Origin of the sequence: Micromonospora sp. DT53 (assembly GCF_049841535.1) — a bacterium.
Taxonomy (GTDB): domain Bacteria; phylum Actinomycetota; class Actinomycetes; order Mycobacteriales; family Micromonosporaceae; genus Micromonospora.
On record NZ_JBNCKM010000002.1, the window covers coordinates 906816 to 932724 of the forward strand.

24 protein-coding genes, 1 tRNA gene and 1 riboswitch are annotated in these 25909 nt (G+C 70.1%); of the genes, 13 read left to right on the plus strand and 12 right to left on the minus strand.

Annotation, left to right across the window (positions count from 1 at the left end; genetic code table 11):
* The first annotated feature begins 152 nt into the window (after positions 1–152).
* The 3 genes from ACLQ3B_RS10055 (at position 153) to ACLQ3B_RS10065 (ending at position 2039) form a co-directional block, all read left to right on the plus strand.
* Positions 153–581, plus strand: coding sequence for a hypothetical protein (locus tag ACLQ3B_RS10055; RefSeq protein WP_425779368.1), 429 nt, complete (start codon positions 153–155; stop codon positions 579–581).
* A 76-nt stretch (positions 582–657) separates the two neighbouring features.
* Positions 658–1362: a dihydrofolate reductase family protein gene (locus ACLQ3B_RS10060; protein WP_425779370.1), complete on the plus strand. Its 705-nt coding sequence runs from the start codon at positions 658–660 to the stop codon at positions 1360–1362.
* Between the two features lie 32 nt (positions 1363–1394).
* On the plus strand, positions 1395–2039 hold the full coding sequence (locus ACLQ3B_RS10065; RefSeq protein ID WP_425779372.1) for a dihydrofolate reductase family protein: 645 nt from the start codon (positions 1395–1397) through the stop codon (positions 2037–2039).
* A 25-nt stretch (positions 2040–2064) separates the two neighbouring features.
* Here the strand turns inward: ACLQ3B_RS10065 and ACLQ3B_RS10070 are convergent, their stop codons facing one another.
* The gene (locus ACLQ3B_RS10070; protein ID WP_425779374.1) at positions 2065–2430 is read right to left on the minus strand and encodes a VOC family protein; all 366 of its coding nucleotides are present in this window, start codon (positions 2428–2430) and stop codon (positions 2065–2067) included.
* Between the two features lie 132 nt (positions 2431–2562).
* Between ACLQ3B_RS10070 and ACLQ3B_RS10075 the strand changes: the two genes are divergently transcribed.
* Both ACLQ3B_RS10075 and ACLQ3B_RS10080 read left to right on the plus strand, forming a co-directional pair.
* A complete protein-coding gene (locus ACLQ3B_RS10075; protein WP_425779376.1) occupies positions 2563–3507 on the plus strand; it encodes an ATP-binding cassette domain-containing protein in 945 nt (314 codons plus the stop codon).
* Positions 3504–4253 (plus strand): ABC transporter permease, encoded by a 750-nt coding sequence (locus ACLQ3B_RS10080; protein ID WP_425779378.1) that lies wholly within the window; start codon positions 3504–3506, stop codon positions 4251–4253. The genes ACLQ3B_RS10075 and ACLQ3B_RS10080 overlap by 4 nt, the downstream gene beginning before the upstream one ends.
* On the opposite strand, the gene ACLQ3B_RS10085 is transcribed toward ACLQ3B_RS10080, so the two are convergent.
* The gene (locus ACLQ3B_RS10085) at positions 4237–7374 is read right to left on the minus strand and encodes a BTAD domain-containing putative transcriptional regulator (RefSeq protein ID WP_425779380.1); all 3138 of its coding nucleotides are present in this window, start codon (positions 7372–7374) and stop codon (positions 4237–4239) included. The genes ACLQ3B_RS10080 and ACLQ3B_RS10085 overlap by 17 nt on opposite strands.
* Positions 7375–7503: 129 nt before the next feature.
* Between ACLQ3B_RS10085 and ACLQ3B_RS10090 the strand changes: the two genes are divergently transcribed.
* Both ACLQ3B_RS10090 and ACLQ3B_RS10095 read left to right on the plus strand, forming a co-directional pair.
* Positions 7504–8553 (plus strand): LD-carboxypeptidase, encoded by a 1050-nt coding sequence (locus ACLQ3B_RS10090; protein ID WP_425779382.1) that lies wholly within the window; start codon positions 7504–7506, stop codon positions 8551–8553.
* A 13-nt stretch (positions 8554–8566) separates the two neighbouring features.
* A complete protein-coding gene (locus ACLQ3B_RS10095) occupies positions 8567–9097 on the plus strand; it encodes a 2'-5' RNA ligase family protein (RefSeq protein WP_425779384.1) in 531 nt (176 codons plus the stop codon).
* Positions 9098–9186: 89 nt separating this feature from the next.
* Here ACLQ3B_RS10095 and ACLQ3B_RS10100 read toward each other — a convergent pair whose 3' ends face one another.
* The 4 genes from ACLQ3B_RS10100 to ACLQ3B_RS10115 form a co-directional block, all read right to left on the minus strand.
* Positions 9187–10266: a hypothetical protein gene (locus tag ACLQ3B_RS10100; RefSeq protein ID WP_425779386.1), complete on the minus strand. Its 1080-nt coding sequence runs from the start codon at positions 10264–10266 to the stop codon at positions 9187–9189.
* Positions 10256–10789 carry a SigE family RNA polymerase sigma factor gene (locus ACLQ3B_RS10105; RefSeq protein WP_425779388.1) on the minus strand — a complete coding sequence of 178 codons (534 nt, stop codon included), beginning with the start codon at positions 10787–10789 and terminating at the stop codon, positions 10256–10258. The genes ACLQ3B_RS10100 and ACLQ3B_RS10105 overlap by 11 nt, the downstream gene beginning before the upstream one ends.
* Positions 10790–10955: 166 nt before the next feature.
* Positions 10956–11029: transfer RNA gene (locus ACLQ3B_RS10110), tRNA-Gly, on the minus strand.
* A 170-nt stretch (positions 11030–11199) separates the two neighbouring features.
* Positions 11200–11757 carry a pyridoxamine 5'-phosphate oxidase family protein gene (locus ACLQ3B_RS10115; RefSeq protein WP_425779390.1) on the minus strand — a complete coding sequence of 186 codons (558 nt, stop codon included), beginning with the start codon at positions 11755–11757 and terminating at the stop codon, positions 11200–11202.
* A 99-nt stretch (positions 11758–11856) separates the two neighbouring features.
* Here ACLQ3B_RS10115 and dcd point away from each other — a divergent pair, with 99 nt between their 5' ends.
* Entirely contained in the window at positions 11857–12435 is a 579-nt protein-coding gene (gene dcd, locus ACLQ3B_RS10120; protein WP_089018323.1) for a dCTP deaminase, read from the plus strand.
* 74 nt (positions 12436–12509) lie between these two features.
* On the opposite strand, the gene ACLQ3B_RS10125 is transcribed toward dcd, so the two are convergent.
* A complete protein-coding gene (locus ACLQ3B_RS10125) occupies positions 12510–13550 on the minus strand; it encodes an NlpC/P60 family protein (RefSeq protein ID WP_425779392.1) in 1041 nt (346 codons plus the stop codon).
* A gap of 13 nt (positions 13551–13563) precedes the next feature.
* Positions 13564–13699: riboswitch (cyclic di-AMP (ydaO/yuaA leader) on the minus strand.
* Between the two features lie 235 nt (positions 13700–13934).
* On the opposite strand from ACLQ3B_RS10125, the gene ACLQ3B_RS10130 reads away from it, so the two are divergent.
* On the plus strand, positions 13935–15917 hold the full coding sequence (locus ACLQ3B_RS10130) for an N-acetylmuramoyl-L-alanine amidase (RefSeq protein ID WP_425779394.1): 1983 nt from the start codon (positions 13935–13937) through the stop codon (positions 15915–15917).
* A gap of 56 nt (positions 15918–15973) precedes the next feature.
* Here ACLQ3B_RS10130 and ACLQ3B_RS10135 read toward each other — a convergent pair whose 3' ends face one another.
* The 5 genes from ACLQ3B_RS10135 to ACLQ3B_RS10155 all read right to left on the minus strand — a co-directional run bounded on the left by ACLQ3B_RS10135 (position 15974) and on the right by ACLQ3B_RS10155 (position 22250).
* Positions 15974–16987, minus strand: coding sequence for a C40 family peptidase (locus tag ACLQ3B_RS10135; RefSeq protein ID WP_240639295.1), 1014 nt, complete (start codon positions 16985–16987; stop codon positions 15974–15976).
* 167 nt (positions 16988–17154) lie between these two features.
* Complete coding sequence (locus ACLQ3B_RS10140; RefSeq protein ID WP_425779396.1) at positions 17155–18156, minus strand: hemolysin family protein; 1002 nt, start codon at positions 18154–18156, stop codon at positions 17155–17157.
* A complete protein-coding gene (locus tag ACLQ3B_RS10145) occupies positions 18149–19471 on the minus strand; it encodes a hemolysin family protein (protein WP_425779398.1) in 1323 nt (440 codons plus the stop codon). Before ACLQ3B_RS10145 ends, ACLQ3B_RS10140 begins: the two co-directional genes overlap by 8 nt.
* 109 nt (positions 19472–19580) lie before the next feature.
* Positions 19581–21779 (minus strand): (Fe-S)-binding protein, encoded by a 2199-nt coding sequence (locus ACLQ3B_RS10150; protein WP_425779879.1) that lies wholly within the window; start codon positions 21777–21779, stop codon positions 19581–19583.
* Positions 21780–21986: 207 nt separating this feature from the next.
* A complete protein-coding gene (locus tag ACLQ3B_RS10155) occupies positions 21987–22250 on the minus strand; it encodes a cell division protein CrgA (RefSeq protein WP_124774961.1) in 264 nt (87 codons plus the stop codon).
* 221 nt (positions 22251–22471) lie between these two features.
* On the opposite strand from ACLQ3B_RS10155, the gene ACLQ3B_RS10160 reads away from it, so the two are divergent.
* The 4 genes from ACLQ3B_RS10160 to ACLQ3B_RS10175 are packed head-to-tail and all read left to right on the plus strand — an operon-like array spanning position 22472 to position 25884.
* Positions 22472–23272 (plus strand): DUF881 domain-containing protein, encoded by an 801-nt coding sequence (locus ACLQ3B_RS10160; RefSeq protein ID WP_425779399.1) that lies wholly within the window; start codon positions 22472–22474, stop codon positions 23270–23272.
* Positions 23269–24948: a class E sortase gene (locus tag ACLQ3B_RS10165; RefSeq protein ID WP_425779400.1), complete on the plus strand. Its 1680-nt coding sequence runs from the start codon at positions 23269–23271 to the stop codon at positions 24946–24948. The genes ACLQ3B_RS10160 and ACLQ3B_RS10165 overlap by 4 nt, the downstream gene beginning before the upstream one ends.
* Positions 24949–24952: 4 nt before the next feature.
* On the plus strand, positions 24953–25231 hold the full coding sequence (locus tag ACLQ3B_RS10170) for a hypothetical protein (RefSeq protein ID WP_425779402.1): 279 nt from the start codon (positions 24953–24955) through the stop codon (positions 25229–25231).
* 2 nt (positions 25232–25233) lie between these two features.
* On the plus strand, positions 25234–25884 hold the full coding sequence (locus ACLQ3B_RS10175) for an aminodeoxychorismate/anthranilate synthase component II (protein ID WP_425779403.1): 651 nt from the start codon (positions 25234–25236) through the stop codon (positions 25882–25884).
* The last annotated feature ends 25 nt before the right edge of the window (positions 25885–25909 follow it).

Below are 25909 nucleotides of genomic sequence, written 5' to 3' on the forward strand. Positions count from 1 at the left end.
TCGCCACCCTAGTCGGACCGGACGCCCACCCCCTGGCATCACGGCCACGTCCGGGGCACCACCGTCGCTCGACCTTGGCTACCGTGCCGTCGCGGCGATCGCCGACCGGAAGTTCTAGATCCACGGCTGTGGCCAGCCCGTACTCTCCGGGGATGTCCACCGAAGCACCTGCCGCCCGCGTATCGCCGGATCGCCGGACGCGCCGGCTCCGCATGATCCGCACGGTGGCGTTGCTGGTCGGGGTGGTCGTTCCGTCCCTCGTTCTCCGCGAGTTGATCGGGTCCCGGTTCGGCCGCGGGCCGCTGGCCGACCTCGCCGCGCTCGCGGTGCCGATGGCGGCGACCGCATGGCTCGCGCCGTACGCCTCCTACCGGCGACGTGACGCCCTGCTCTGGCTGGTCGGGCCGGGCATCTACGTCTTCACGGTGATCGCCTGGCGGGTGGCCCTTGCGCCATACCGGGACTGGAGCCCGCGCCCGGAGGAGAAGCCCCGGCTGCGTTGGTCGCGCGACCCGGAACACGCCGGAACGTGGTACCTGGCCGAGCCGTCGAGTGACGCAGGTCACACTTCCCTCCGGTAGGGGCATCGCGATCCGCTCCGACCCCTCCGGGAGCGGCACCCGGACGGGGTGACGCCCGAGGAGAGGACCAGGCGCGATGACGAAGGTGACCGCACAGCTGTCGGTATCGGTGGACGGCTTCTACGCCGGCCCACAGTTCGACGGGAACGGCGACTGGATGGACTCGGCGGAGAGCGCCAAGTTCTTCCGGGTCACCCGATGGGCCACCGAGGCCGCCGCCTGGCGCGAACGGCAGGGCTTCGCCGGTGGCGAGCAGGACACCAACTCCGAGGTGATCGCCGAGTCGTTCGGCGCGGCCGGCGCGTACGTGATGGGACGCCGGATGGCCGACGGGGGTGAGATCCCCTGGGGTGCGGAGCCGCCGTTTCGCGCACCGGTCTTCGTCGTCACCCACCGCCCCCGCCAGCCGCTGCTGAGGGGAGGAGGCACCAGCTTCACCTACGTCACCGAAGGCGTGGCCAGCGCCGTCGAGCAGGCGCGCGCCGTGGCCGGCGGCAAGGATGTCGCCGTGGCCGGGGGCGGCAGCCTGGTACGGCAGGTGCTCAAGGCCGGCCTGCTCGACGAGTTGGAGCTGCACGTCGTACCTGTCGTGCTCGGCACCGGCCTGCGGCTCTTCGACGCGGACCTCGACCTGGGCGACCGGGAAGGGGTCGGGCTGACGCCGACCCGGGTCCTTGCCACCCCACAGGTGACCCACATCCGGTACGCGGTGCGCGGTCGCGCCCCGCTCGTGCTCGACGACCGGGGCAGCGGAGGCGGCCCGACGGTGACCGCGAACTGACCCACGGCCCATCGAAGGAAGGAGGAGACACCATGCCGCAACTGTTGCGGGTGCAGTGCTTCAACGTTTCGCGTGACGGGTTCGGGACCGGCGAGGGGCAGAGCCTGGAACGGCCCTTCGGTCACGCGGACCCCACGCCGCTGTTCTCCTGGCGGGCCGCCACCGCCAGCTTCGTGTATCGCACCGAGCCGGGTGGCACCCGGGGCCTGGACGACTACCTGACCCGCGACGCCGAGTGCAACATCGGCGCGGAGATCATGGGTCGCAACAAGTTCGGCCCCCAACGTGGCCCCTGGGAGGACCACGACTGGCAGGGATGGTGGGGGGACAACCCGCCGTTCCACACGCCGGTCTTCGTGCTCACCCACCACGAACGTCCGTCGTTCAGCCTGTCCGACACCACGTTCCACTTCCGCGACGCCAGCCCGACCGAGGCGCTGGCCCAGGCCAGGCAGGCAGCCGCCGGTCGGGACGTACGCCTCGGTGGTGGGGTCGCGACCATCCGCGAGTTCCTCGAGGCCGACCTGGTCGACACGATGCACATCGCCGTCGCGCCCGTCGACCTCGAACGGGGTGAGCGTTTGTGGGACAGCCCCGACGAACTGCTCGATCGCTTCCACCTCGAGTCGGTGCCCAGCCCCAGCGGAGTCACCCACCTCCTGTTCTGGAGACGATGACCGCGCACCGCACCGGAACGGACGGCTACAGCCGGGCCAGCACCAGCAACCGGTTGCCATCGGGGTCGGTGACCCGCGCGGACCGCTCACCCCACGGCTGGTCGACCGGCTCCTCGGTGACTGTCGCCCCACCCGTACGCAGCGCGCCCACGGCTGCGTCGCAGTCGTCGGCGTAGACGCACAACTCCCAGCGATGCGAGTCGGCCGGCTCGCCAGCCTCCGGGTCGGCGGCCAGGCCGAGCTCGCTGCTGCCCAACCGGAGGGCGACGAACTCCGGGGCGCCCTCGTCCGGGAACCGATAGGTCAGCTCGAAGCCGACCACGTCCCGGTAGAACGTGATGAGTCGTGGCAGGTCAGGTGTCGTCACGATCGGAAAGGCTTCGGTGAACACGGGCACCTCCACGCCGGACATTAGCCGGTGCCGGAGCACCAGCACCGCCGGCAACCTCTCCCGACACCGGTGTCAGTGGCCGTGTCAGGGCCGTGTCAGAGGGGTGACAGTCCGGGCGCTGATGGTAGTTGCATGACGAGTTCAGCGATTGCAGTCTCCGGGCTGCGGAAGGCCTACAAGGACAAGGTCGTGCTCGATGGCATCGATCTGGATGTCCCTGCCGGCACGATCTTCTCCCTGCTCGGTCCGAACGGGGCGGGCAAGACGACGACGGTGAACGTGCTGACCACGTTGGTGAAGGCCGACGGTGGGACCGTACGCATCGCAGGGCACGACGCCGCCACCCAGGCCAAGGCGGTACGGGCGGCGATCGGTGTCACAGGTCAGTTCGCGGCGGTGGACGAGCTGCTGACCGGCCGAGAGAACCTGCAGCTGATGGTGGATCTCAGCCAGGTTCCCGGCAAGGACGGCAGCCGGGTCGTCACGGAGCTGTTGGAGCGGTTCGATCTGGTGGAGTCAGCGCGGAAGCCGGTGTCGACCTATTCCGGTGGTATGCGCCGCAAGCTGGATCTGGCGATGACGCTCGTCGGCGACCCGCGGATCATCTTCCTCGACGAGCCGACGACGGGCCTCGACCCACGTAGCCGCCGCACGATGTGGTCGATCATCCGGGACCTGGTGGCCGACGGCGTAACGATCTTCCTCACCACCCAGTATCTGGAGGAAGCTGATCAGCTCGCCGACCGGATCGCCGTCCTCGACCAGGGACGCCTGGTCGCCCAGGGCACACCCGACGAGCTCAAGCGCCAGATCCCCGGCACTCACGTCCGGCTCCGGTTCACCACCGTCGCCGAACTCGACGCGGCCGCCCGGGTGCTCACCGACGCCACCCGGGACGACGAGGCGCTGGCCCTGCGGGTTCCCAGCGATGGCGGAACGGCCTCGCTGCGGGCCCTGCTGGACCGTCTCGACGAGTACGCGATCAGCGCCGAGGGGTTCTCCGTGCAGACGCCGGACCTCGACGACGTTTTCCTCGCCCTGACGGGCAGCCGCACCCAGGAGGTTTCCGCGAAATGAGCGCCAAGTCCCACTCGATCGTCATGCTGCGTCGCAACTTCAAGCACATCGCCCGGAACCCGACCTCGGTGTTCAACGCGGTCCTGATGCCGATCGTGATCATGTTGATGTTCGTGTACATGTTCGGCGACGCCTTCAACGTCGGTGTCGACTACATCGACTACGCGACTCCCGGGCTGATGCTGTTGGCCGTCTGCTACGGGCTGGGGGCCACCGCGACGGCTGTGAACTCCGACATGACCAAGGGCATCATCAACAGGTTCAAAGTCATGCACGTCTCCCGCGGTGCGGTGCTGACCGGTCACGTCGTCGCCAGCGTGCTGACCAACCTGGTCGCCATCGCGGCCCTCGTCGGGGTGGCTTTCCTGCTCGGATTCAGCCCGTCGGCGAGCCTCCTCGGCTGGCTCGGCGCGATCGGCATCATCGTGCTGCTCGGCTTCGCCGCCGGCTGGCTCACGGTCGCCCTGGGGCTCTCGGCGAAGTCGCCGGAAACGGCGGGGCTGGCCTCCGTGCCGCTGGTCATGCTGCCGTTCTTCAGCAGCGCGATCGTGCCGGCGGACAAGATGGGGCCCGGGCTGCGGGAGTTCGCGGAATACCAGCCCTTCACGCCGATCATCGAGACTCTGCGCGGGTTCCTCAACGGCACGCCGTCCAGCGGTGACGTGATCCCCGCCCTCGTCTGGTGCGTCGGCATCGCCCTCGTCGGATACCTCTGGGCACGCTCCACGTTCACGAAGCGAGCGTGACCGCGACCAACCGATTCCAGTCCGTCCGACTGCCCTCCCGCGCCGCCTCCGCGAATCTCACTTCGCCGAGGCGGCGCCGTACTTCCTGCTCTAGCCGGGCCACATCCGGCTGGGAATGATCCTGCCGTCCGCGCACAGCGGTGCTGGCGGCGAGCAGCCGGGCGGCGTGCTCGTACTGCTCATGGCGCACCGCCAGGTCCGCGACGCCGACGAGTACCCGCGCGATCGAGGGTGCCTGCCCCGTCTCGGCTGCCGCCTCGCAGGCCGAGGAGAAGTGTCCGCGCGCCGCACCGAGATCGTCCGCGACATAACCGAGCAGGTCGTGTGTCACCACGCGGATGTGCGCCTGCTTCGCCTCGTCGCGCAACAGGGTCGTCGCGACACCTACCTGCCGGGCCACCTCGTCGGCATCGCCACTCCAGCGAGCGAGTTCCGCCTGTGACAGGGCCAGCACGGCCAACGCACCCGGCCACGTGACCCGCGCCGCCCATCGCCGCGCCTCGGCCATGGCGGCGGCGCTGGACTCCTCATCGCCAAGCAACCAGTACAGCTGAGCCTGCCGGGACCGTATCCGGATGATGTCCTCGACGGTGCCGACCTCGGTGACGACCACGGCCGCCTCTTCGTAGTGCTCGCACGCACCGGCGAACTCACCGCGTACGGCGATCAGTTCCGCCAGCTCGGTCAGGGCGAATGAGATCCCGAACCGTTCGCCGAGTGCCCGGAACTCGGCGAGCGCCGCCACGAGATAGGCGTCCACCTCCTGGTCGTCCTGGCCGAAGATGATCCGCATCTTGCCGAGTTGCAACCGGGCCAGTGCGCGTACCCAGGGATCCTGTTCGTCCAGCAGCGGTTCCCATGCGGAAAGGACAGCGCCGGGGTCCTGCAACATGCTTTCCAACGGAACGACGAGCGCCGTCCCCGGGTGACCGGAGTGAGAGCGCTGGCTGAACTCGTACGCCTTGTGGATCCACTCCGCCGCCTGGCGTTCGTCGCCCGGACCCGAGTTCACGAAGAGCACCACGAGCGCGTACACCGTGGCCCGGATCTCGTCGCTGACCTCACCAGGCGTCTGGGTAGCCGCCGTGATCAACTCCATGCCTTCGGTGCGGTGGCCACCGAGCCACCAGTACCAGCCGGCACCCGCGGCCAATCGCATGGCCGCGAGGGCTTCGCCGGCGGCGAGAGCACCACGCATCGCGGAACCGATGTTGTCGTGCTCGACTTCGAGAGTGGCGAGCCATTTCACCTGGTCCGCGCGGCGAAGCTGCGGCTCGGCGGTCTCGGCCAGCTCGGTGAAGTACGTCAGATGCGCATGGCGCGCCAGGTCCGATTCGCCCGCCTCGACGAGGCGGTGCGCGGCGTACTCCTTGATCGTGCCGAGCATCCGGTAGCGCAGAGTCTCGTCGCCCTCGGCAACCAGCAGCGACTTCTCGGCCAGCGCGGTGACCAGTTCGAGCACATCCGCCTGCCCGACCTCGTCGCCGGCGCAGACCCGTTCGGCCGCTTCCAGGCTCACCCCGCCCGAGAACACCGAGAGCCTGCGCAGGACCGCCCGTTCCTCGTCGGTGAGCAGCTCCCAACTCCAGTCGACCACCGCGCGCAGCGTCCGGTGCCGGGGCAGCGCGGTACGGCTGCCGCCGGTCAGCAGGCGGAACCGATCGTCGAGCCGCGTGGCGAGTTGGTCGATGGACATGGTGCGCAACCTGGCGGCAGCCAGTTCAATTGCCAGCGGCATCCCGTCCAGCGCCCGACAGATCCGCGCCATCGTCGACAACGTCGAGGCGTCGACCGTCAGATCCCTCCGCACCGCACCCGCTCGGTCCCGCAACAACCGGACAGCGGGAGAGGTTTCGATCTCGCCGGGGTCGGCGTCGACGTCCGGCAGGGCCAGCGGCGCAACCGGCCAGAGCGCCTCACCAGTGATGCCGAGCGGTTCCCTGCTCGTCGCGAGGATCCGCAGTCGCCGACACTCCCCGAGCAGCCGGTCAGCGAGCACCGCCGCCGACTCGATCACATGCTCGCAGTTGTCCAGGATCAGCAACGCCTCCCGCTCGCGGATCGCGGCGACGAGCCTGTCGACCAACTCCATGCTCGGTGCGTCGCCGAGCAGAGCATCCCGGAGTCCGAGCCCCGCGAGCGTCGCCTGCACCACGTCACCGTCCGCGCCGATGGCGGCGAACTCGACCAGCCAGGCACCGTCCGGCAGGTCGTCGAGCATTCTGCGCGCGGTCTCCGTGGCCAGCCGGGTCTTCCCGGAGCCACCCGGCCCGATCAGGGTGGTGAGCCGATGTGCGGCGATGAGTGCGCCGACCTCGGCGACGGCCTCGTCCTTACCGATGAAGCTGCTCAACTCGGCACGAAGGTTGGTCTTCCGGCTCTCCTCGCGCTGTCGCACCTCCCCCCGCAGGAGCGCGACGTGCAACGCCGAGAGTTCCGGCGAGGGGTCGACGCCCAGCGCGTCGGCCAGGGCCTCGCTCGTGCGCTGATACACCAGCAGCGCCTCGTTGTCGCGGCCGCTGGCGGCGAGGGCCCGCATCAACCCGAGAACAAGCCGTTCCCGCACCGGGTGCGCGGCCACCAGGTCGGTCAGCTCCGCGACCAGCTCCGGCCCGTGGCCGAGGCCGACCTCCACGTCGAAGCGATCCTCCAGGGCAGTCAGACGCAGCCTGTCGAGCCGGGTGACCGCCGCGTCGAGCGCCGCGCTGTCGACCAGACCGACGTCCTGCATCGCCGCACCGCGCCACAGATCGAGGGCCTCGCGCAGCCGCCGTACCCGCTGCGGGCCCTCGTCACCACGAGCCTGGTCGAGGAGGCGTTCGAACCGTACGGCGTCGACGACGTCGGGTTCGACCGACAACCGGTAGCCGTCCGCCTGTCCCTCGATCGACCCGTCCGGCAGCGCCTTCCGCAGCCTGGAAACCAGGCGGTGCAGGGAGTTCGCCGCGTCGGAGGGCGGGTGTTCACCCCAGATCCAGTCGACGAGGGTCCCCTTCGGGACCACGTGGCCCGGGTTGAGCGCGAGGGCGGTCAACAGCCCGCGCAGCCGCGCTCCCGGGACGTCGATGACGGTGCCGTCGCCCGCGCGAACCTCGAATGGACCAAGCATCCCGACCTGCACCCGGCAGATCTTGCCATGAACATGAAAAGCATCCGTGTCGCCGATGCCCGCTCCGCCGACGGCTGTCGGGCGGAGGAACCCGGCTCGAAATGAGATGCGCACTCGCCGGCACACCTGTTGGATTTCGGCATGGAACATGAGCTTGTCCGTCCCCGGAAGGCCCGCCCGGGGGACCGCCTCGCGGTCCTGTCGCCGTCCTTCGCCGCGGCCGGCGCCTATCCCGAGATCCACGAGCAGGCCATGCGACGGCTCGCCGACCTGACCGGCCTCGTCCCGGTCGAATACCCCACCACCCGCCAGGTGGGCGCGAGCGCGGCGGCGCGGGCGGCGGACATCAACGCCGCCTTCGCGGATCCCCGGGTACGTGGCATTCTCGCCGTCATCGGCGGCGAGGATCAGATCACTGTCATCCCCCACCTGGACGCCGACCTGGCCCGAGCCGACCCGAAGCCGTTCCTCGGCACCAGCGACAACACCAACCTGCACCACTGGCTCTGGGGTAACGGCATCGCCAGCTTCTACGGCGGGTCCTCCCAGGTGCACCTCGGCCCCGGGCCGGCCGTCGACGACATCCACGCCCGGTCGCTGCGAGCGGCGTTACTCACCGGCGAGCGGCTGGAGATCACCGACCCGGGCGAGTCCGAGGATGTCGGGATCGACTGGGCAGATCCGCAGGCGTTGAGGTCCTTCGGGGAGCGCGAACCGACAGAGCCGTGGAGCTGGTACGGGCCGCGCCGCGCCGTCACCGGCCCCACCTGGGGCGGCTGCCTGGAGGTCATCCAGTGGATCCTGACGGCGGGACGCTTCCCGTTTCCCCCGGACGTCCTGCACGGCGGGGTGCTGGTCATCGAGACGTCGGAGGAGCTTCTCCCCGCCCGCGAGGTCGGCTGGATCGTCCGATCACTCGGTGAACGCGGTTTCCTCAGCGCCGTCGACGCGGTCCTGGTCGCCCGTCCGCCGGTCTCCGACCACACCCGTCGACCCCCAGCCGCGGATCGGGTAGGGCTACGCGAGCAGCAGCGCGACACGGTCGTCGACGTGGTGACCCGCTACAACCCCGAGGCGGTCGTCTGCGTCGGCGTCCCATTCGGCCACACCAGACCGCAGTGGATTCTCCCCCACGGCGGCCAGGTCACCGTCGATGGCGTGGAGCGTCGAGTCTTCGCCGACTACCAGTAGGAGGGTGCAGGGCATGGAACCGACACAGACGGCGCTCATCGTGCCGATACCCGAGGCCGAGGAGGCGGTGGGTCGGTTCCGGGTCTCACTCGACCGGGCCGCCTCGTGGGGCGTGCCAGCGCACGTGACAGTGCTCTACCCGTTCCTGCCTCCGCAGCAGATCGACGAGCAGGCCTTGGCCGTGCTGCGCGAAACCATTGCCGAGATACCACGGTTCGACGTCGTACTGACGCACGTCGACTGGTTCGGTGACACGGTCGCCTGGCTTGCTCCACAGCCAGATCGGCACTTCCGCGACCTCACCGAGGCGGTGTGGCAACGGTTTCCCGAGGCACCCCCGTACGCCGGGGCGCACAGCGATGTGGTGCCGCACCTGACCATCGGTCACGACGCCGCCAAGCCCGTGCTGAGCCACGCCGCGGAAACCATCTCCGCGCACCTGCCGATCAATGCGGCCATCGACAGGGTCCGGCTCATCGCCGGAACACCTGACGTGAGCCCGTGGCGCACCGTCTGTGAGTTCCCGTTGGGCACCTACCCTTAGCGGCGGCTGGTACGGGGCTCCAAGCGGTCTCGGCATGACCTCCAGGCACGGCCGCTGGGCAGATCGCCCCGGACGCCCCTCCCGACAGGTCACGGCTCGTCGATCAGCGCGATCAGTGCGGCGTCGCCCTGCGCGTTGATCACAGGATCAGGAGCGGCTCCCATTGTGACTCGACGGCAGCCGTCGAGTTCGACGTAGGTGTGCGGGCCGCCGCCGGTCTTTGGGCTCAGCACTGCGAAGCGGCTGGCGTGGGTGTGGCACGGGTTCGCCGGCCCGGACGTCCGCAGCGCATCCTCGATCGCTGCCCGTCGGTCCTCCGGCAGCACCGTCCCGTGCGCGAAGTCGCCGTCTAGCATGCGGCTTCCCTGCTGACTCTTCGGCACGTCGTAAACGCAGAGGCGGACCTGCTGCCTGGCGGGGAACGGCTCCGGCAGGGTGCCGGGACGGGCCTCAGGGTCGCTCGTCCTCGCCAGCGCTTTCATGTCGCAGCCCGCCGTGGGCGACTCGGCGAGCCGATGGGTTGCCACGGTGGTCAGCGGCAGGGCACGAAGGGCTTCACTGACCGCGTCGGGAAGATGGTTGTGGCAGGTAGCGAGCGGTATGCCGGGCCGTGTCCACCGGCCCTCCGCGTCGACGAGCGCAAGCCAGGGTGCCATCTGCAGGTTCGCCCTGCAGATGGGGTTGGGATTCTGTGGCTCGTCAGGCAGACGAAGCACAGCGGCGAGGGCGGCGAGAGCGGCGGCGTCGCCGCTGCGCTGTTCCGTCACCAGCACGTCCTCGCCCCCGTTAGTGCGTTGCTCCAGCCGGCAGATGACGGCTTCGGCGGGGATGAAGTCATCGCCGAGGCGGGGCAGGGCGGCTGCCTCCTCGGTCCGGACATTGAAGCCGCGCTTGACCATCTCCGGTGCAGCCTCGACGCACGAAGTCCACTGCCCCTGTCCGCCGGAATCGGCCGCCATCGAGGGGGCACGGTTGCCATCGGTGAGGATCTGCGCCCCTCCGACGCCCAGCCCAACGGCCACGGCAACGGCGAGCGCGGCGCTCCCGATCAGGCGCTGCCGGTGCCGGCGGACCCGCCTGGCCACCTTGACGACCCGATCTGGTGGCGGCGTCAGTGGGGGCACGGCGGTGGTCAACAGGAGCCTGATGTCCTCATCTTCACGCGTCACTTCTCGACCTCCAGGCGGCGAACAGCTCAAGATTCGGATCGGTACGCAGAATCCGTAGGGCACGGAATGCCTGCACCTTGACCGTGTTGTGCGAGCAGCCGAGCACTTCCGCTGTCCGCTGCACCGTCAGGTCCTCGACGTAGCGGAGCACCACGATCGCCCGCTGCTGCCGGCTGAGCCGCGCCAACGCGCGGCGTACCGCGTCCCGGTCAGCGGACTCACCTGCCATGTCGCCACGGGAGGGCTCGTCCGGTGGCTGGCTTGGAATCTCACTGCGCCAGCGCCGCCGCCACCAGGAGACGTAGGTGGTGAACAACGCTCGGCGCAGGTACGCCTCGGGATGCCCGGCACTCTTGATCGTGGCCCAGCGCCGCCAGACGTCAGCCAGGACCGTCTGCAACAGGTCCTCGGCCCGCCCGGCGTCACCGGTGAGCAGCCAGGCCGAACGCAGCAGTGCATCGGAGCGCGCCGCGACGAAGTCGGCGAAGCCTTCCGGTGGCGCCAGTTCCCGAGGTCGTTGCATGGTGTGTGTACCTCCCACCACTTGAACGCTCTGGGAGGTCAGCGGGGTTAACGCAGGAACGGCCGGGGTTGGGGGCCTTCACGGTCTTGTCGGCCGCGGGCGCTGCTGGCCGCAACAGCATCGAAGGCCCTGGCTGGGACTCACGTCCTGGCCAGGGCCTTCGCGGTGGAGCGGGTGACGGGAATCGAACCCGCACTGTCAGCTTGGGAAGCTGATGTTCTGCCATTGAACTACACCCGCAAGCGGCACCACTGTACCCGAGTCGTCGAGCCCGTGCACCCAGGCACCCCCGCTGGCAGCGGCGTTCGCCTACCGCGCGCCCGGGCCGGCCCGGGTTGATCCACTCGGGTTTCTGGAAGTCGGGGCATCCGGAGCGCCGGGACACCGCGGCTTCAGCGAAACCGAGTCGATCATGCGGCTGTGCACTGGACGTCGCGGCTGAGGCGGGTCGGGCGCGGCTGCGGAACGGCGAGTGGGGCGGCGGCCGCCGACGGGGCGTGCGGGTCGAGCCAGACCCGGACGGCCGGCCGACCCGGCGCGAGGCCCGGAATGCCGGCGATGTGCTGCTCGCGGCGGGTGAGCATTGCCACGTCGACGGTGAACTCGAAGAGCCGCCAGTCGACCTGCGGCTCGGCGCGGGCGCTCTGCGCCAGTTGCGCCAGCCGGGCCGGATCGGTCACCGGACGGGCGCGCCCCGCCACGTACGCCTCGTCGTCGCTCTCCTCCGCAGGGAACGAGTGCAGCGCGTAACGGCCGTCACGTTCGAGGTCGCGGCGCTTGGGAGAGTCGATGATGAAGCAGAACAGCCCCTCGGCGGTGATCACCGGGGAGACCGGGTGGACGCGGGGCCCGCCGTCGGCGCGGACCGTGGCCAGATAGCCGAAGCCCGGCCCGTACTGCTGGAGGAGAACGCGGATCCCGTCGGCGAGTCGGGGCTCGTCGGCGGCGAATTCGGACCAGGAAGCCATGCGGGCATTCTATCGAACAAATGTACGAGCGGCGACCTCGACGCGCTGGTCACCGGCACCGAATCCGGCCACTTTCGGCAACGCGGCTATGGTGGTCCGATGCTGCTCTCCGACCGCGACCTGGTCTCCGAGATCAAGGCCGGCACGCTGGGCCTGGAGCCGTTCGAGCCCACCCTGGTCCAACCGTCCAGCATCGACGTGCGACTCGACCGGCTGTTCCGGGTCTTCAACAACCACCTCTACACCCACATCGATCCGGCCATGCAGCAGGACGACCTGACGTCGGTGGTCGAGGTCCCCGACGGCGAGCCGTTCGTGCTGCACCCGGGGGAGTTCGTGCTCGCCTCGACGCTGGAGGTCATCTCGCTGGGTGACCAGCTCGCCGGCCGACTGGAGGGCAAGAGCTCCCTGGGCCGGCTCGGGCTGCTCACGCACTCCACCGCCGGTTTCATCGACCCGGGCTTCTCCGGCCACGTGACGCTGGAACTCTCGAACGTGGCGAACCTGCCGATCACCCTGTGGCCAGGCATGAAGATCGGCCAGCTCTGCATCTTCCGGCTCTCCTCGCCAGCCGAGCACCCGTACGGCTCGGTGGTCTACGGCTCGCGCTACCAGGGCCAGCGGGGGCCGACGCCCAGCCGCGCCTGGCAGCACTGGCGCACCTGGCCAACCCGCTGAGGGTCACCCGCTGAGACCAGAACGACGAGGGCCCGCCGCGACCGGATCGCGACGGGCCCTCCGGTCACCCAGGGTCAGCCCGGGCGGCCGTAGCTGTGGATCGGGCCGTCGTCGACCTTCTTCATCTTGACCGGTTGACCGGCCTGCGAGGCGTGCACCACCCAGCCGCCGCCGACGTACATGCCGACGTGGTGGATGTCGCTGTAGTAGAAGACCAGGTCGCCGGGGCGCAGGTCGCCCTTGCTGACGTTCTTCGTGACGCGGCTCTGCGCGGCGGCGTTGTGCGGCAGGGACACGCCCGCCTTCGCCCAGGCGGCCAGCATCAGCCCGGAGCAGTCGTACGAGTTCGGACCCTCGGCGCCCCAGACGTAGGGCTTGCCGATCTGCGCGCAGGCGAACTTGACAGCGGTGCCCGCGGCGCCGCCGGGGTAGCTACCCGGGCAGGGTGCTGGGCGCAGCGGACCGCCACCACCGCTGCCGTACACCTTGAGGCGCAGCTTCTGTAGGCGGTCGATCTCGTCGTTGATCTGCTTCTTCTTCGCCGCCAGCTGGGCCTCGGTGCGGGTCAGCTGGGCCACCATCTCGTCCAGTGGCGCCTTCTGGGCGGCCAACTGGTCGCGCAGGTCGGCCACCTCACGTACGTCCTTCTGCTGGTTGTGCGCGAAGCGGTCGAGCATTTCCAGCTGGCCGACCACCTCGCTGGGCGACCGGCTGCCCAGCACCGCGTTGACTGTCGAGACGTTCTCGCCCTTGTACGCGCGTACGGCCAGGGCGCTGACCTTGTCCATCGCGGCGTCGACCTGACGCTCCAGCGGGGTGATCCGGGCGGCCAGCGCGTCGGCCTGCTTGCGCTTCGCGGCGAGGTCGGTGCGGGTGGCGTTGTGCCGTTCGATGACCGGTTCGAGCTTGTTCCAGTCGGCGTCGATCTGGCGCTCGATCTCGGCGACGGACGGGTCGGCGTGGGCCGCCGTGGCACTGCCGGTCAGGACGACGGCGATGCCGGCCAGCGCGGCGATAGCTGTGGTGAAGCGGGACCAGCGTGGGCGCGGCACGATCGACGCCGGGCCGGCTGATGCCGGCCGCTCGGACGACGGCCGCGGGGCATGGAGTGCCACCGGGGTTCCGTACTCCTTCTTCCTGACCGCCTACCGGGTTAGCTGACGGGTTCGGGCGGGAAGTCGGCGCCCTACCGCAGTGGCTGCGGATTCACCCCGAGGGACCTGGGTCCCCGGTTCGCTCGGAAACGACTCGGCGGTGTCGGTCCGTTACCGCCCAGGCTGGGCGGAGCTGCTGTCGGGCCGACGAATGACCAGAGTAGAGACGCTTGTTACCGATCCGCAACCCGTGCGGCCGTGACACTCCGTACCGATTGGACGAGGTCACCGACCGTGTGTGAAGAATTCTTTCCACATACTTCGATAGATGGAAAGGCATTGACGTGACCTCCCGGGCGGCGCGATGGTGACCTGACCTCACTCCGCGAGAATCTAGGGGGTTCGATGCATCATTCAACCCTGTCGACCGGCTGGCGGGCACTGCTCGCCGCCACCGTGGTCGCCGCCGCGACCACGGCGCCACTCTCCGCCGGCCCGGCCACCGCCGCGCCCACCACCGACCGCCAGCAGCAGTACGCCGCCGCGGCCAGCGAGTACGGCGTGCCGGCCGTCGTCCTGCTCGGCGTCTCCTACCTGGAGTCGCGCTGGGACACCAACGCCGGCACACCGAGCACCAGTGGCGGCTACGGCCCGATGCACCTGACCGACGCCCGACACGTGGCCGCCCTACCCGGGCGCGGTCACCACGACGCCGGTGCCGAGGACCCACGCGGCGACGACTCCCGTCCCGCCCGGGTGGCCGCGCCCCGGCCGGTCGAGGCCGCCGCGCCGTCCACCGCCGCGTTGCAGACCGTGGACGCCGCCGCCGCGCTGACCGGCGCCGCCCCCGAGGCACTGCGCACCGACGCGGGTCTCAACATCCGGGGTGGGGCGGCGCTGCTGGGCGCGTACCAACGGGATCTGAACGCGCCGGTCGGCGCGGACACCGACCCGGCGGCCTGGTACGGCGCGGTGGCACGCTACTCCGGCGCGGACAGCGCCGACGCCGCGGCGGCCTTCGCCGACGAGGTCTTCACCACCATCGGCGCGGGCGAGTCCCGGGTGACCGACGACGGCCAGCGGATCACCCTGCCGGCCCGCACGGTGCGGCCCGAGCGTTCCTGGCTGGACCGGCTGGGCCTACGCCGGCTGGCCCGCCCGGACGGGGTGGAGTGCCCGCGCACCATCTCCTGCGAGTGGATCCCGGCGCCCTACGAGGCGTTCGGCGACGGGGACTACGGCAACCACGACCTCTCCGACCGGCCCGCGCGGCAGAAGATCGAGTACATCGTCATCCACGACACCGAGGCGAGTTGGGCGACGACCCTGCAACTCGTCCAGGATCCGACCTACGTGAGCTGGCACTACTCGCTGCGCTCGGTCGACGGACACATCGCCCAGCACGTGCGGACCAAGGACGTCGGCTGGCACGCCGGCAACTGGTACGTCAACGCCAAGTCGATCGGGCTGGAACACGAGGGCTTCGCGGCGCAGGGCACCTGGTACACCGAGGCGATGTACCGGACCTCGGCGAAGCTGGTCCGGCATCTGGCGCTGCGGCTGGGCATCCCCCTGGACCGCCAGCACATCATCGGCCACGACAACGTGCCCGGCACCATCGCCTCGACCGTGCGGGGGATGCACTGGGATCCGGGGCCGTACTGGGACTGGACGCACTACTTCGACCTGCTGCACGCACCTCGACTGGACACCGGCACCCCGGCCACCGGGCTGGTCCGGATCGACCCGGACTACGCCACCAACCAGCCGGCGTTCACCGGCTGCGTCACCGTGGGCGTGCCGTGCGCGCCCCGCGGCTCCTCGGCGGTGGTGCTGCGCGGCGCACCGTCCGCCGACGCGCCGCTGGTCAACGACATCGCGCTCCGCCCGGACGGCACCCCGAACACGATGGCCGTGTCGGACCATGGTGCCCGGGCATCCGCCGGGCAGACGTACGCGCTGGCCGGACGGCAGGGCGACTGGACGGCGATCTGGTACCTCGGGCAGCGGGCCTGGTTCCACAACCCGACGTCCGCGCCGACCGCCAGCTGGACCGTCGGCGTCGTGGCCACCCCGAAGCCCGGCCGGGCCACCATTCCGGTCTACGGACGGGCGTACCCGGAGCAGTCGGCGTACCCGGACGGGGTGCCCTACCAGGCGATCTCGCCGTTGCAGTACACCCTGGCCGCCGGGCAGCGGTACGCCGTCGGCGCGGTGCTGGCCGGCGAGTACTACCGGGCCAGCACCGTCGACGGCTCCTCGCCCGGTGACTGGACTGTGATTCGCGGCAAGAACCGCTACGCGCAGATCCAGTTCGGCCACCGGATCATGTACGTCGACCTCGCCGACGTGCAGCTGTTGCCGTCGCCGGTGGGCGCACCCCGCTGAGAAACCACGACGGCCCCCGGTCGGTGACCGGGGGCCGTCGTGTCGCGCGAGGTGGATCAGCCAGGTCTACGGAACCCGGCGACAGGCATGGTGTTGATGCTGGACACCTGCACCGGTTTACCGGCACGCGGCGCGTGCACCATTGTGTTGTTGCCCAGATAGAGCCCGACGTGACTCAGGCCGGAGAAGAAGAAGACCAGGTCACCGGGCCGGGCGTCGGCTCGCGAAACGGCCTTGCCCTCGTTCCACTGGTCACCTGTGTGGTGGGTGAGGTAGATCCCCGCTGCCTTGTACGCGTACTGGGTCAGCCCCGAGCAGTCGAACGAGTTCGGACCGGTGGCGCCCCAGACGTACGGCTTGCCGACCTTGCCGCAGGCGGTCTTGATCGCGGTGCGAGCCGCCGCGCTGAACACTCCGTTGATGGTCGGGCAGGCCGCGGTCTTGACTGTGGTCTTGGGCATCGACGCCTCGAGCTGCTTGATCTCGGCGTCGATCTGCTTCTTCTTGGCCGCCAGCTCGTTCTGCTGCTTGGTCTGGGTGACGATCAGCGCGTCCAGCTTCTGCTTCTCACCGTCGTACTTGGCCCGTACGGCCAGCACGCCCTCGACCTCCTTGCGCTCCCGCGCGGCGAGCCGGTCGAGGATGGTGAGCTGCTCGGTGAGCGTGTCCGGCTTGGCGCTGACCAGCAGCGCGCCGATGTCTTGCGACGGGCCCGAGATGTAGTACCGGGAGGCGAGATCACCGACCCGGTTGAGCGCCAGCTCGCTCTGCAGCGCCAGCGGCTCGATCTTCTTCTGCAGGTTCGCCGACTTCTGTCGGTTGACCTTCAGCTGCGCCCGGACCTTGTTGTACTGCTCGATGGTGGGCTCCAACTGCTCCCACTTCTTGTCGATCTGCGCCTCGATCTCGTCGACCGTGGGCGCGGCATGTGCCGGCGCGGTCAACAGACCGGCGCCGACCGCTGCGGCAGCGACCAGGACGAGCACCCGGTGCGCGACGCGGCGCAGGCCACCAGAGCGAGCAGACGCAGTCAGGTCGTGACGATGAGGGGGCATGGTTGCCACCGGCACCGACTCCTTTGCAACCGACCGCCGGGCGCCTCGCGTGAGGGAAGGGCCGAGGCAGACGACCCACAGCGGTCGGTGCCCCACATTAGGGAAGCTCGGGGCGGTAATCAAGGTGACCGCAGTAACCATCACTGTCGTGCAACCGCCTGCACACCAAGGGTATTGATTCATCAACCAACGATTGCGGTCAATACATCGTCGAGAGTGACCACACCGAGAGGCCGTCGCCCGTCGCTGACCAGCACCATGTGCCGCCGCTCGCGACGCATGGCCAGCAGAAGATCGGCCAGCGTACGCTCCGGCGGCACCACCGCCAGCGGCCGGTAGACGTCGGCCGACACCGGGGACCGGCGGCCCTGCCCGGCGTACCCGAGCACGTCCTTGACGTGCACGAAGCCGAGCACCCGACGGGTCGACCGCTGCACCACCGGGAACCGGGACCGGCCGGTCCGGGTCGCCAGCACCTCCAGGGACGCCGGCGAGACGTCCTCGGCCACCGTCACCACCGTCGACCACGGTTGCAGCGCGTCCGCCGCCGTCCGCGCGTGCAGGGCCAGCGCGCCCGTGATCCGCGCGTGCTGCTCCGCGTCGAGCAGTCCCTCGGTCCGCGCCTGGGAGACCAACCCGGCCAACTCCTCGGCGGTGAACACCGTCTTCACCGCCTCGGACGCCTCGATCCGCCAGAGCGCGAGCACGCGGCGGGCCGCCCATTTCATCGCGAGCAACAACGGTTTGGTGGCCACACAGAACGCCAGCATCGCCGGGCCGAGCCAGAGCGCGGAAACCTCCGGACCGGCAAGCGTGATGTTCTTCGGCACCATCTCGCCGACGACCGTGTGCAGAAAGACCACCACGCCCAGTGCCAGCACGAACGCCACCGGGTGCACCGCTCGCTCCGGCAGGCCGGCCGCGTGGAACGGCGGCTCCAGCAGGTGCGCCAGCGCCGGTTCGGCGATCGCGCCCAGGCCCAGCGAGCAGACCGTGATGCCGAGCTGCGCGCCAGCGATCATCAACGGAATCTGGTTCATCGCCGACAGCGCCCAGCGGGCACGTTTCGACCCGGCGGCCAGCGGCTCGATCACCGTCCGGCGCGACGCGATGAGCGCGAACTCGCTGCCCACGAAGAACCCGTTGCCGAGCAGCAGCAGCACGGTCACCAGCAGCTCAGTCATCGTCGTCCGGATCCGCCGGGCGCAACACCCGGACCTGCTCGATCCGGTGCCGCTCCACCTCGACCACTGTGAACTCCCAGCCGTCCGTCTCGACCGTCTCGCCGGCGAGTGGGATGTGCCCGAGCTGGGCCATCAGGAACCCGGCCAACGTCTCGTACGGCCCCTCGGGCAGCCGGAACCCGGTCTGCTCGGCCAGCTCGTCGGAGCGGAGCACACCGTCGACCAGCACGGTGCGCTCACCGCCCGGCACGGTCAGCTCGACCGAACCGTCGTCGTCCACGCTCGCCGGGTCGAACTCGTCGGCGATCTCTCCGACCAACTCCTCGACGAGGTCCTCGACGGTCACCACGCCGTCCGTGCCGCCGTACTCGTCGACCACGATGGCCAGGTCGGCCCCGGCCGCCTTCAGCGCGGCCAGGACACCGTCCAGGTTCAGGCTCTCCGGCACGTACACCGGCTCGCGGGCCACCGAGCCGACCCTGGTCGACGCCCGGTCGGCCAGCGGCACGCCCAGCGCGTCGGGCACGCCGGCCACACCGGTCACCAGGTCCAGGGTCTCCTCGTACACCGGGAAGCGGGTCCGTCCGGTCCGCCGCGACTCCTCCAGCAGCTCGGCCACGGTTGCCGTGACGCGTAGCGCGACCACGTCCACCCTCGGGGTCATCGCCTCCGCGGCCCGCTTGTCACCGAAGCGGATGGTGCGACGCAGCAGCATCGCGGTGTCCGTGGGCAGCGCGCCGGCCCGCGCCGAGATGCCCGCCAGCAGGCCCAACTCCTCCGGCGAACGGGCGCTGGCCAACTCCTCCTGCGGCTCCACGCCGAGCGCCCGGACCAGTCGGTTCGCCGAGCCGTTCAACCCTCGGATCACCCAGCCGAACGTCCGGGAGAAGGTGTGCATCGGGCCGGCCGTGGCCAACGCCGCCGGCATGGGCCGGGCCAGCGCCGCGTTCTTCGGCACCAGCTCGCCGAAGAGCATGGAGATCAGCGTGGCCAGGGCCAACGCGAGGAACGGGGTGAGCCGCTCGGTGCCGTCTCCGGCCAGCGGACGCAACAACGGGGTGAAGAGGCGGGCCAGGGCCGGCTCGGCCAGGTAGCCGGTGAGCAGCGCGGTGATGGTGATGCCGAGCTGCGCCCCGGAGAGCTGGAAGGAGAGTTCGCGCAACGCCGTGCGTACCGTCAGGGCGGCCGGGTCACCCGCGGCGGCCCGCCTGTCGATCTCCGCCCGGTCGACCGTGACCAGGGCGAACTCGGCCGCGACGAAGAACGCGTTGCCCACGGTCAGGGCTACGAAGCCGACCAGGGGCAACAGCGTCATCAAGAGTAGGCCGTCGATGTCGCCTCACCTCGGCGAGATTCTTGCACGACGACGGCGGCGGCCCGCAGAGGCCGCCGCCGTCGATGTGCACAACCCGGGTGTACGCGCCTCAGCCGGCGATCGGCGCGGTCTCCTTGCCGCCCTGCGGCTGCTCGGGCTTGACCGAACGGAGCAGCACCGTCGCCACGTCGATCACCTCGACCTGCTCGCCGGCACCCTTGCCGTTGACCCCGTCGTTGAGCATGGTCGAGCAGAACGGGCAGCCGACCGCCACGGTCTTCGCGCCGGTGGCCATGGCCTCCTCGACCCGGTCCACGTTGATCCGCTTGCCGATCTTCTCTTCCATCCACATCCGGGCGCCGCCAGCACCGCAGCAGAAGGAGCGCTCGCTGTTGCGCGGCATCTCGGTCAGGTCACCGGCGATGGCGTCACCAAGGACCTCACGGGGGGCCGCGAAGATCCGGTTGTGCCGACCCAGGTAGCAGGGGTCGTGGTAGGTGACGCCGCCGTCGACCGGCTGCACCGGGGTGAGCTTGCCGGTGGCGACCAGGTGCGCGAGCAGTTGGGTGTGGTGGACCACCTCGAACTCTCCGCCGAGCTGCCCGTACTCGTTGCCCAGGGTGTTGAAGCAGTGCGGGCAGGTCGCGACGATCTTGCGCTTGGCCTTGTCCCGGCCCTCGAACGCCTCGTTCAGCGTCTCCACGTTCTGCTGGGCGAGCATCTGGAAGACGAACTCGTTGCCGATCCGTCGCGCCGGGTCGCCGGAGCAGGTCTCGCCCTCGCCCAGGATCGCGAACTTCACGCCCGCCTCGTTGAGCAGCGTGGCCACCGCGCGGGTGGTCTTCTTGGCCCGGTCCTCGAACGCGCCGGCGCAGCCGACCCAGAACAGGTACTCGAAGTCGTCCACCTCGCCGACCCGGGGCACCTCGAAGTCCAGGCCCTTGGTCCAGTCCTCGCGGGTGTTCTGCGGGGCGCCCCACGGGTTGCCCTTGTTCTCCAGGTTGCGCAGCATCACCCCGGCCTCGGAGGGGAAGCTCGACTCGATCAGCACCTGGTAGCGACGCATGTCGACGATGTGGTCCACGTGTTCGATGTCCACCGGGCACTGCTCGACGCAGGCGCCGCAGGTGGTGCAGGACCAGAGCACGTCCGGATCGATGACACCGCCCTCCTCGGCGGTGCCGATCAACGGCTTGTCGGCCTCGGCCAGGGCCAGCACGTCCAGGTGGGCGAGCTGCGCCTGGGTGGCCTTCTCCTCGCCGGTCAGGTCCTTGCCGCCGCCGGCCAGCAGGTAGGGCGCCTTCGCGTACGCGTGGTCGCGCAGGCTCAGGATGAGCAGCTTCGGCGACAAGGGCTTGCCGGTGTTCCAGGCCGGGCACTGCGACTGGCAGCGACCGCACTCGGTGCAGGTGCTGAAGTCCAGGAGGCCCTTCCAGGTGAACTGCTCGACGTGGGCGACGCCGAACTGGTCCTTCTCCGGGTCCGCCTCCTCGAAGTCGAGTGGCTTGCCCTGGCTGGTCATCGGACGCAGCGCGCCGAGACCGGAGCCGGCCGGCTTGGCCGGCTCCCGCTTGAAGAAGATGTTGGGGAACGCCAGGAAGCGGTGCCAGGCGACGCCCATGGTGACGTTCAGGGAGATGACGATCAGCCACGTCATCGAAATAATGATCTTGATGGCGGCGGCGACGCTCACGCCGTCCGCCCAGTCGGGCAGCACCGCACCGACCGCGTGGCTGACCGGGGTGGCCCAGAACGGGAACTCGAAGTGGTCGGTGGCGACCTTGAAGCCCCGGATCACGAAGCCGAAGATCAGGACCAGCAGCACGATCCACTCGACGAAGTAGCCCTGCCACATGGTCGAGCCGGTGAACCGGGACCGCCCACCCGGGCGGGTCGGCCGGTTGCGCAGCCGGATCGCCATCAGCACCAGGATGCCGACCAGACCCAGCACCCCGATGATCTCGGTGACCAGGCCGAAGATCGTCCAGTGCCCGATGATCGGCAGACCGCCGTCGGTGGTGACCACCTCGAAGTACGCCTCGAGCACCAGCAGCGACAGCACGACGAAGCCGACCATCACGAACCAGTGCGCGGCGCCCACCACGCCCCACTTGAGCATGCGGGTGTGGCCGGCCGTCTCCACAAGCATCGTCCTGGCGCGGGCGACCTTGTCGGAGAACCGCTCCGGCGCGGGCTGCCCGAGCCGGATGACTGCCACCATCTTCAGGACCGCACGCACCGCAAGCCACACCGCCACGGCGGTGATGGCGGCCGCGAGGATCGTGGTGACGATCTGGACGCTGCCCATCGAGTTGGCCTCCCCGGTCTGCTGCCTGACGACCTCGCTCTGCGCGGTCATGCAGTGCAGCCTACGCGAAGGTTACCCAGCGGTAACGTGAGTCATCTCGCAGTAGGCCGCGCTGCCTGCGGACACCATAGGGGGCCCCACCCGATCCTGCCGGGCAGGGGCTCGACGGGGTGACGTGAGACCGCCGATCGCGACGGTCTGGACGGATCAGCGCCAGCGGGAGAGCAGACCCAGCGAGGCGACCATCGCGCCGAAGCCGACGGCGAGGTTCCAGTAACCCCACGCCATGACCGGGTACTCCTGCTCGGACAGGTAGTAGAGCACCAGCCAGCCGATCCCGACCACGATCAGGGCGACAGCGGTGATCGGCAACCACACCGGGCTAGGCTTGCGCGACGACGCCGTCGTCGTCGGACGAACGTCCGTCGGCGGGGTGTACACCTTCTTCTTACGGACCTGAGACTTGGGCACGGCGCTCTCCAGAGGGGTGACGACCTCGTCCGGCCTGACAACCGGGCGCGGGGGCGACGGTCCATGGCCAATAATGTTCGAGAGCTAGCGTAGTCCCGATTGGCCGCCCGGACCACGAATGGGGTCAGGCCGGTGCACGGAGTGACCGAAAGAGGCGGGACTGTTCGCATCACCGGCCCGGCCGGCACGGACCGATCCCCGACACGCGGAAGGAACGCTCGGTGGAGTACACATCCGGCGCAACCTCCTGGCAGAAGGTCCTCCGACGGGCCGCCGCCGGGCTGCTGCCCCGGCGACCGCGTCAACGCCGTCCGGGCTGGTCGATCGGGGTGCCCCTGATCGCCGCGGCCGCCGGATTGCTCTTCACCACCACCGCGACCACCGCGGGCGGCACCGCTCTCCGGGAGGACCGGCGCCCCCAGCTCAACCAGCTCATCGAGGACCGACGCGAGCAGGTCGCGGCCAGCGAACGCCGCGCCGCCACACTGCGCGGCGAGGTCGAGCAACGGACGGACACGCTTGCCGGCTCGGACGCCCCGATCAAGGATCAGCAGAATCGTGCCCAGGGCAGCCTCCAGAACGCCGGGTTCACCGCTCTGGGCGGGCCCGGGGTCACCGTCGAGCTGAACGACGCGCCACAGCTCGAGCAGACGCAGTCGGACGCCAGCAACGACGACCTGGTGGTGCATCAGGGAGACGTGCAGGCGGTGGTCAACGCGCTCTGGGCCGGCGGGGCGGAGGCCATGTCAATCATGAACGTCCGCGTGCTCACCACCAGCGCGGTACGCTGCGTCGGTAACACCCTGCTGCTCCATGGTCGGGTTTACTCCCCACCGTTCAAGATCGTGGCGATCGGCGATCCCGCTGCCCTCCAGCAGGCCCTCGCCAGCTCTGAGGGAGTCCGGTTGTTCAAGGACGCGGTCGACGACTACCAGCTCGGTTACAAGGAGACGACCTCCACGGTGCGGGTTCCCGCATTCGAGGACTCGACCGCCCTGCGCTCGGCTACGGTGCCCAGATGAGCGGACCGGACGAGCGTCGCGACGGGCGACACCGGGATCAGACCGACGATCCGACCGCCTTCCTGCCCAAGGTCGACCGGCCCGAGCCGGCACCCGGCCGACCGGCCCCGGCCGGCAACTGGCCGGAGCCGGTGCTACACCCTCCGCGAGTCGAGCCACCGACGCGGCCGAGCAGCGCTCGACCCGAGCCGACCGAGACCCCGGGCCGCCCGAGCGCCGAAGCCCCGCCGCCCTGGCCGGGCACCGCAGCTTCCGGGCCGGGCACCGCAGCTCCCGGGCTGGGCACCGCAGCTTCCGGGCCGGGCCCGCGCGGCGGCGCCGGGGTTCCCCCCGCGACCGCCCCCGGCCGGCCGACCACCGCCAACCAGGGCCCGGTTCGGCCCGCTGCCCCCGACAACACGCCGACCCGACCGCCCACCGCCGGCGGTCCGCCGGGCACGGGAGCCCCGCCAGCTGCCGCCCCGACCCGGCCCGCCACGCCCGCCGGGCCGCCGCTGCCGAATCGGCCGACCAACTCCGGCACCCCGACCCGGCCGGCCCCCTCCGGCCCCCCGACGCCGCCGCTGGCCGACTCGCCGACCGCGTACATCCCGCAGGTCACCGCCCGGCCCGCACGACCGACCGGCTCCCCGGTCTCCCCGGCCGCCCCCGACCGCGTCGCAGCGGCCGGGCAGGAAGGCTTCGCGTCGACCGGGCCCAGCCGGGTCCCGCCAACCGGGCCAGGCCGGGTCCCGCCGAGCACTGGAGGGAACCGCGCCGCTGACCCGGCCGCCACCGCGCTGATTCCGGCCGTGCCCTCCACGCCCGCCACCAGACCGCCAACCATGGACTCGACCGCGTTGATGGGTGCCGTCCCCCGCACCGCGGTCCCCGAGGAGCCCGGCGACAGCTCCGCCGATCCTCCCCAACCCCGACGTGGCGAGCGGGTGGTCCAACTCCGGCCGCACCAGACCGGCGAGGGCTACAAGAGCGTCTACTCCGAGCTCACCCGCCCGTCGATCGGCTCGCGCCTGCGTACCGGCGTCCGCGTCACCGGCGAAATCCTGATCACCTTCGGCCTGGTGGTCCTGCTCTTCGCCGGCTACGAGGTCTGGGGCAAGTCGGCAATCGTCGACGCCCACCAGAACGACCTCAACAACGAGTTGACTCAGGCATGGGCTCCGACCGACAACCCGACTGTCGCCCCGTCGGTGGGCCCGAGCGTCAAACCGTCCCCACCGGTACGCGGCAAGCCGCTCGCGGGCCTCTACATCCCCAAGCTCGACAAGAACTGGGTAGTCGTCGAGGGGGTCACCCAGCAGGACATCCGCTTCGCCCCGGGCCACTACCCGACCAGCGCGCTCCCCGGTCAGGTGGGTAACTTCTCCGTCGCCGGCCACCGCAACCGGGCGACCTTCTGGCGGCTGGACGAACTGGATGAGGGCGACCCGATCGTGGTCGAGAGCAAGACCGACTGGTACGTCTACCGGGTGTCGCAGTCCCGCATCGTCCGGCCGACCCAGGTCGAGGTGGTGGCGCCGGTGCCCGGCGAGCCGGACAAGAAGGCGACCAAACGGATGCTCACCCTCACCACGTGCAACCCGAAATTCGACAACTACCAGCGGCTGATCATCCACGCCGAACTGGACCGCACCCAACCCAAGTCCGCGGGCCGCCCGGCGGAGCTGGGAGGCTGACCCGATGTACGCGTTCATTTGGCGCAAGCTGCCGTTCGGCGTGATCGGAAAGTTGAGCGGCTCGGTGCTGCTGGTGGCCGCCACGGTGGCCCTGCTCTGGTACGTCGCCTTTCCCTGGGCCGAACCCCTGCTGCCCTTCGACGACGTGCAGGTCGAGTCCGGCGTACCCGCCGACACCGGTGGTGGCGACCCGGTGACCGTGGAGACCCCAGCCGGCGACGAGCACGAACTGCCGTACGACACCGACCAGAACAACCCCGCGCCTCCCTCCCCGAGCAGGTGACCATGCGCGTCCTGGTGATCGACAACTACGACTCCTTCGTCTTCAACCTCGTGCAATATCTGGGCCAGCTCGGCGTGGACTGCGAGGTCCGCCGCAACGACGAGATCGATCTCGCCGAAGTGGGCACGGCCGGCGCGGCCGGCATCCTGCTGTCGCCCGGGCCGGGCAGCCCGGACCGCGCCGGCATCTGCCTGGACGTCATCCGGGAGTACGCGGGCAAGCTGCCGATCTTCGGTGTCTGCCTCGGCCACCAGGCGATCGGCGAAGCCTTCGGGGCGACCGTGACACGCGCCCCCGAGCTGCTGCACGGAAAGACCTCCGAGGTACGGCACCACTCGGTGGGCGTACTCGCCGGTCTGCCCGACCCGTTCACCGCCACCCGGTACCACTCGCTCGCGGTGCTGCCCGAGACGCTTCCGGACGAGCTGGAGGTCACCGGCTGGACCGGCTCCGGTGTGGTGATGGCGATGCGGCACCGGACGCTGCCCATCGAGGGCGTCCAGTTCCACCCCGAGTCGGTACTCACCGAGGGCGGTCACCTGATGCTGGCCAACTGGCTGGCCGGTTGCGGTCACCCCGAGGCGCTGGAACGGGCACCCGCGCTGGCCGCCGAGGTCGACGCTCGTCGTCTGGCGGCCTTCGCCACCACCTGAGGCGGCGGCCGCCCCGTTCAAGACC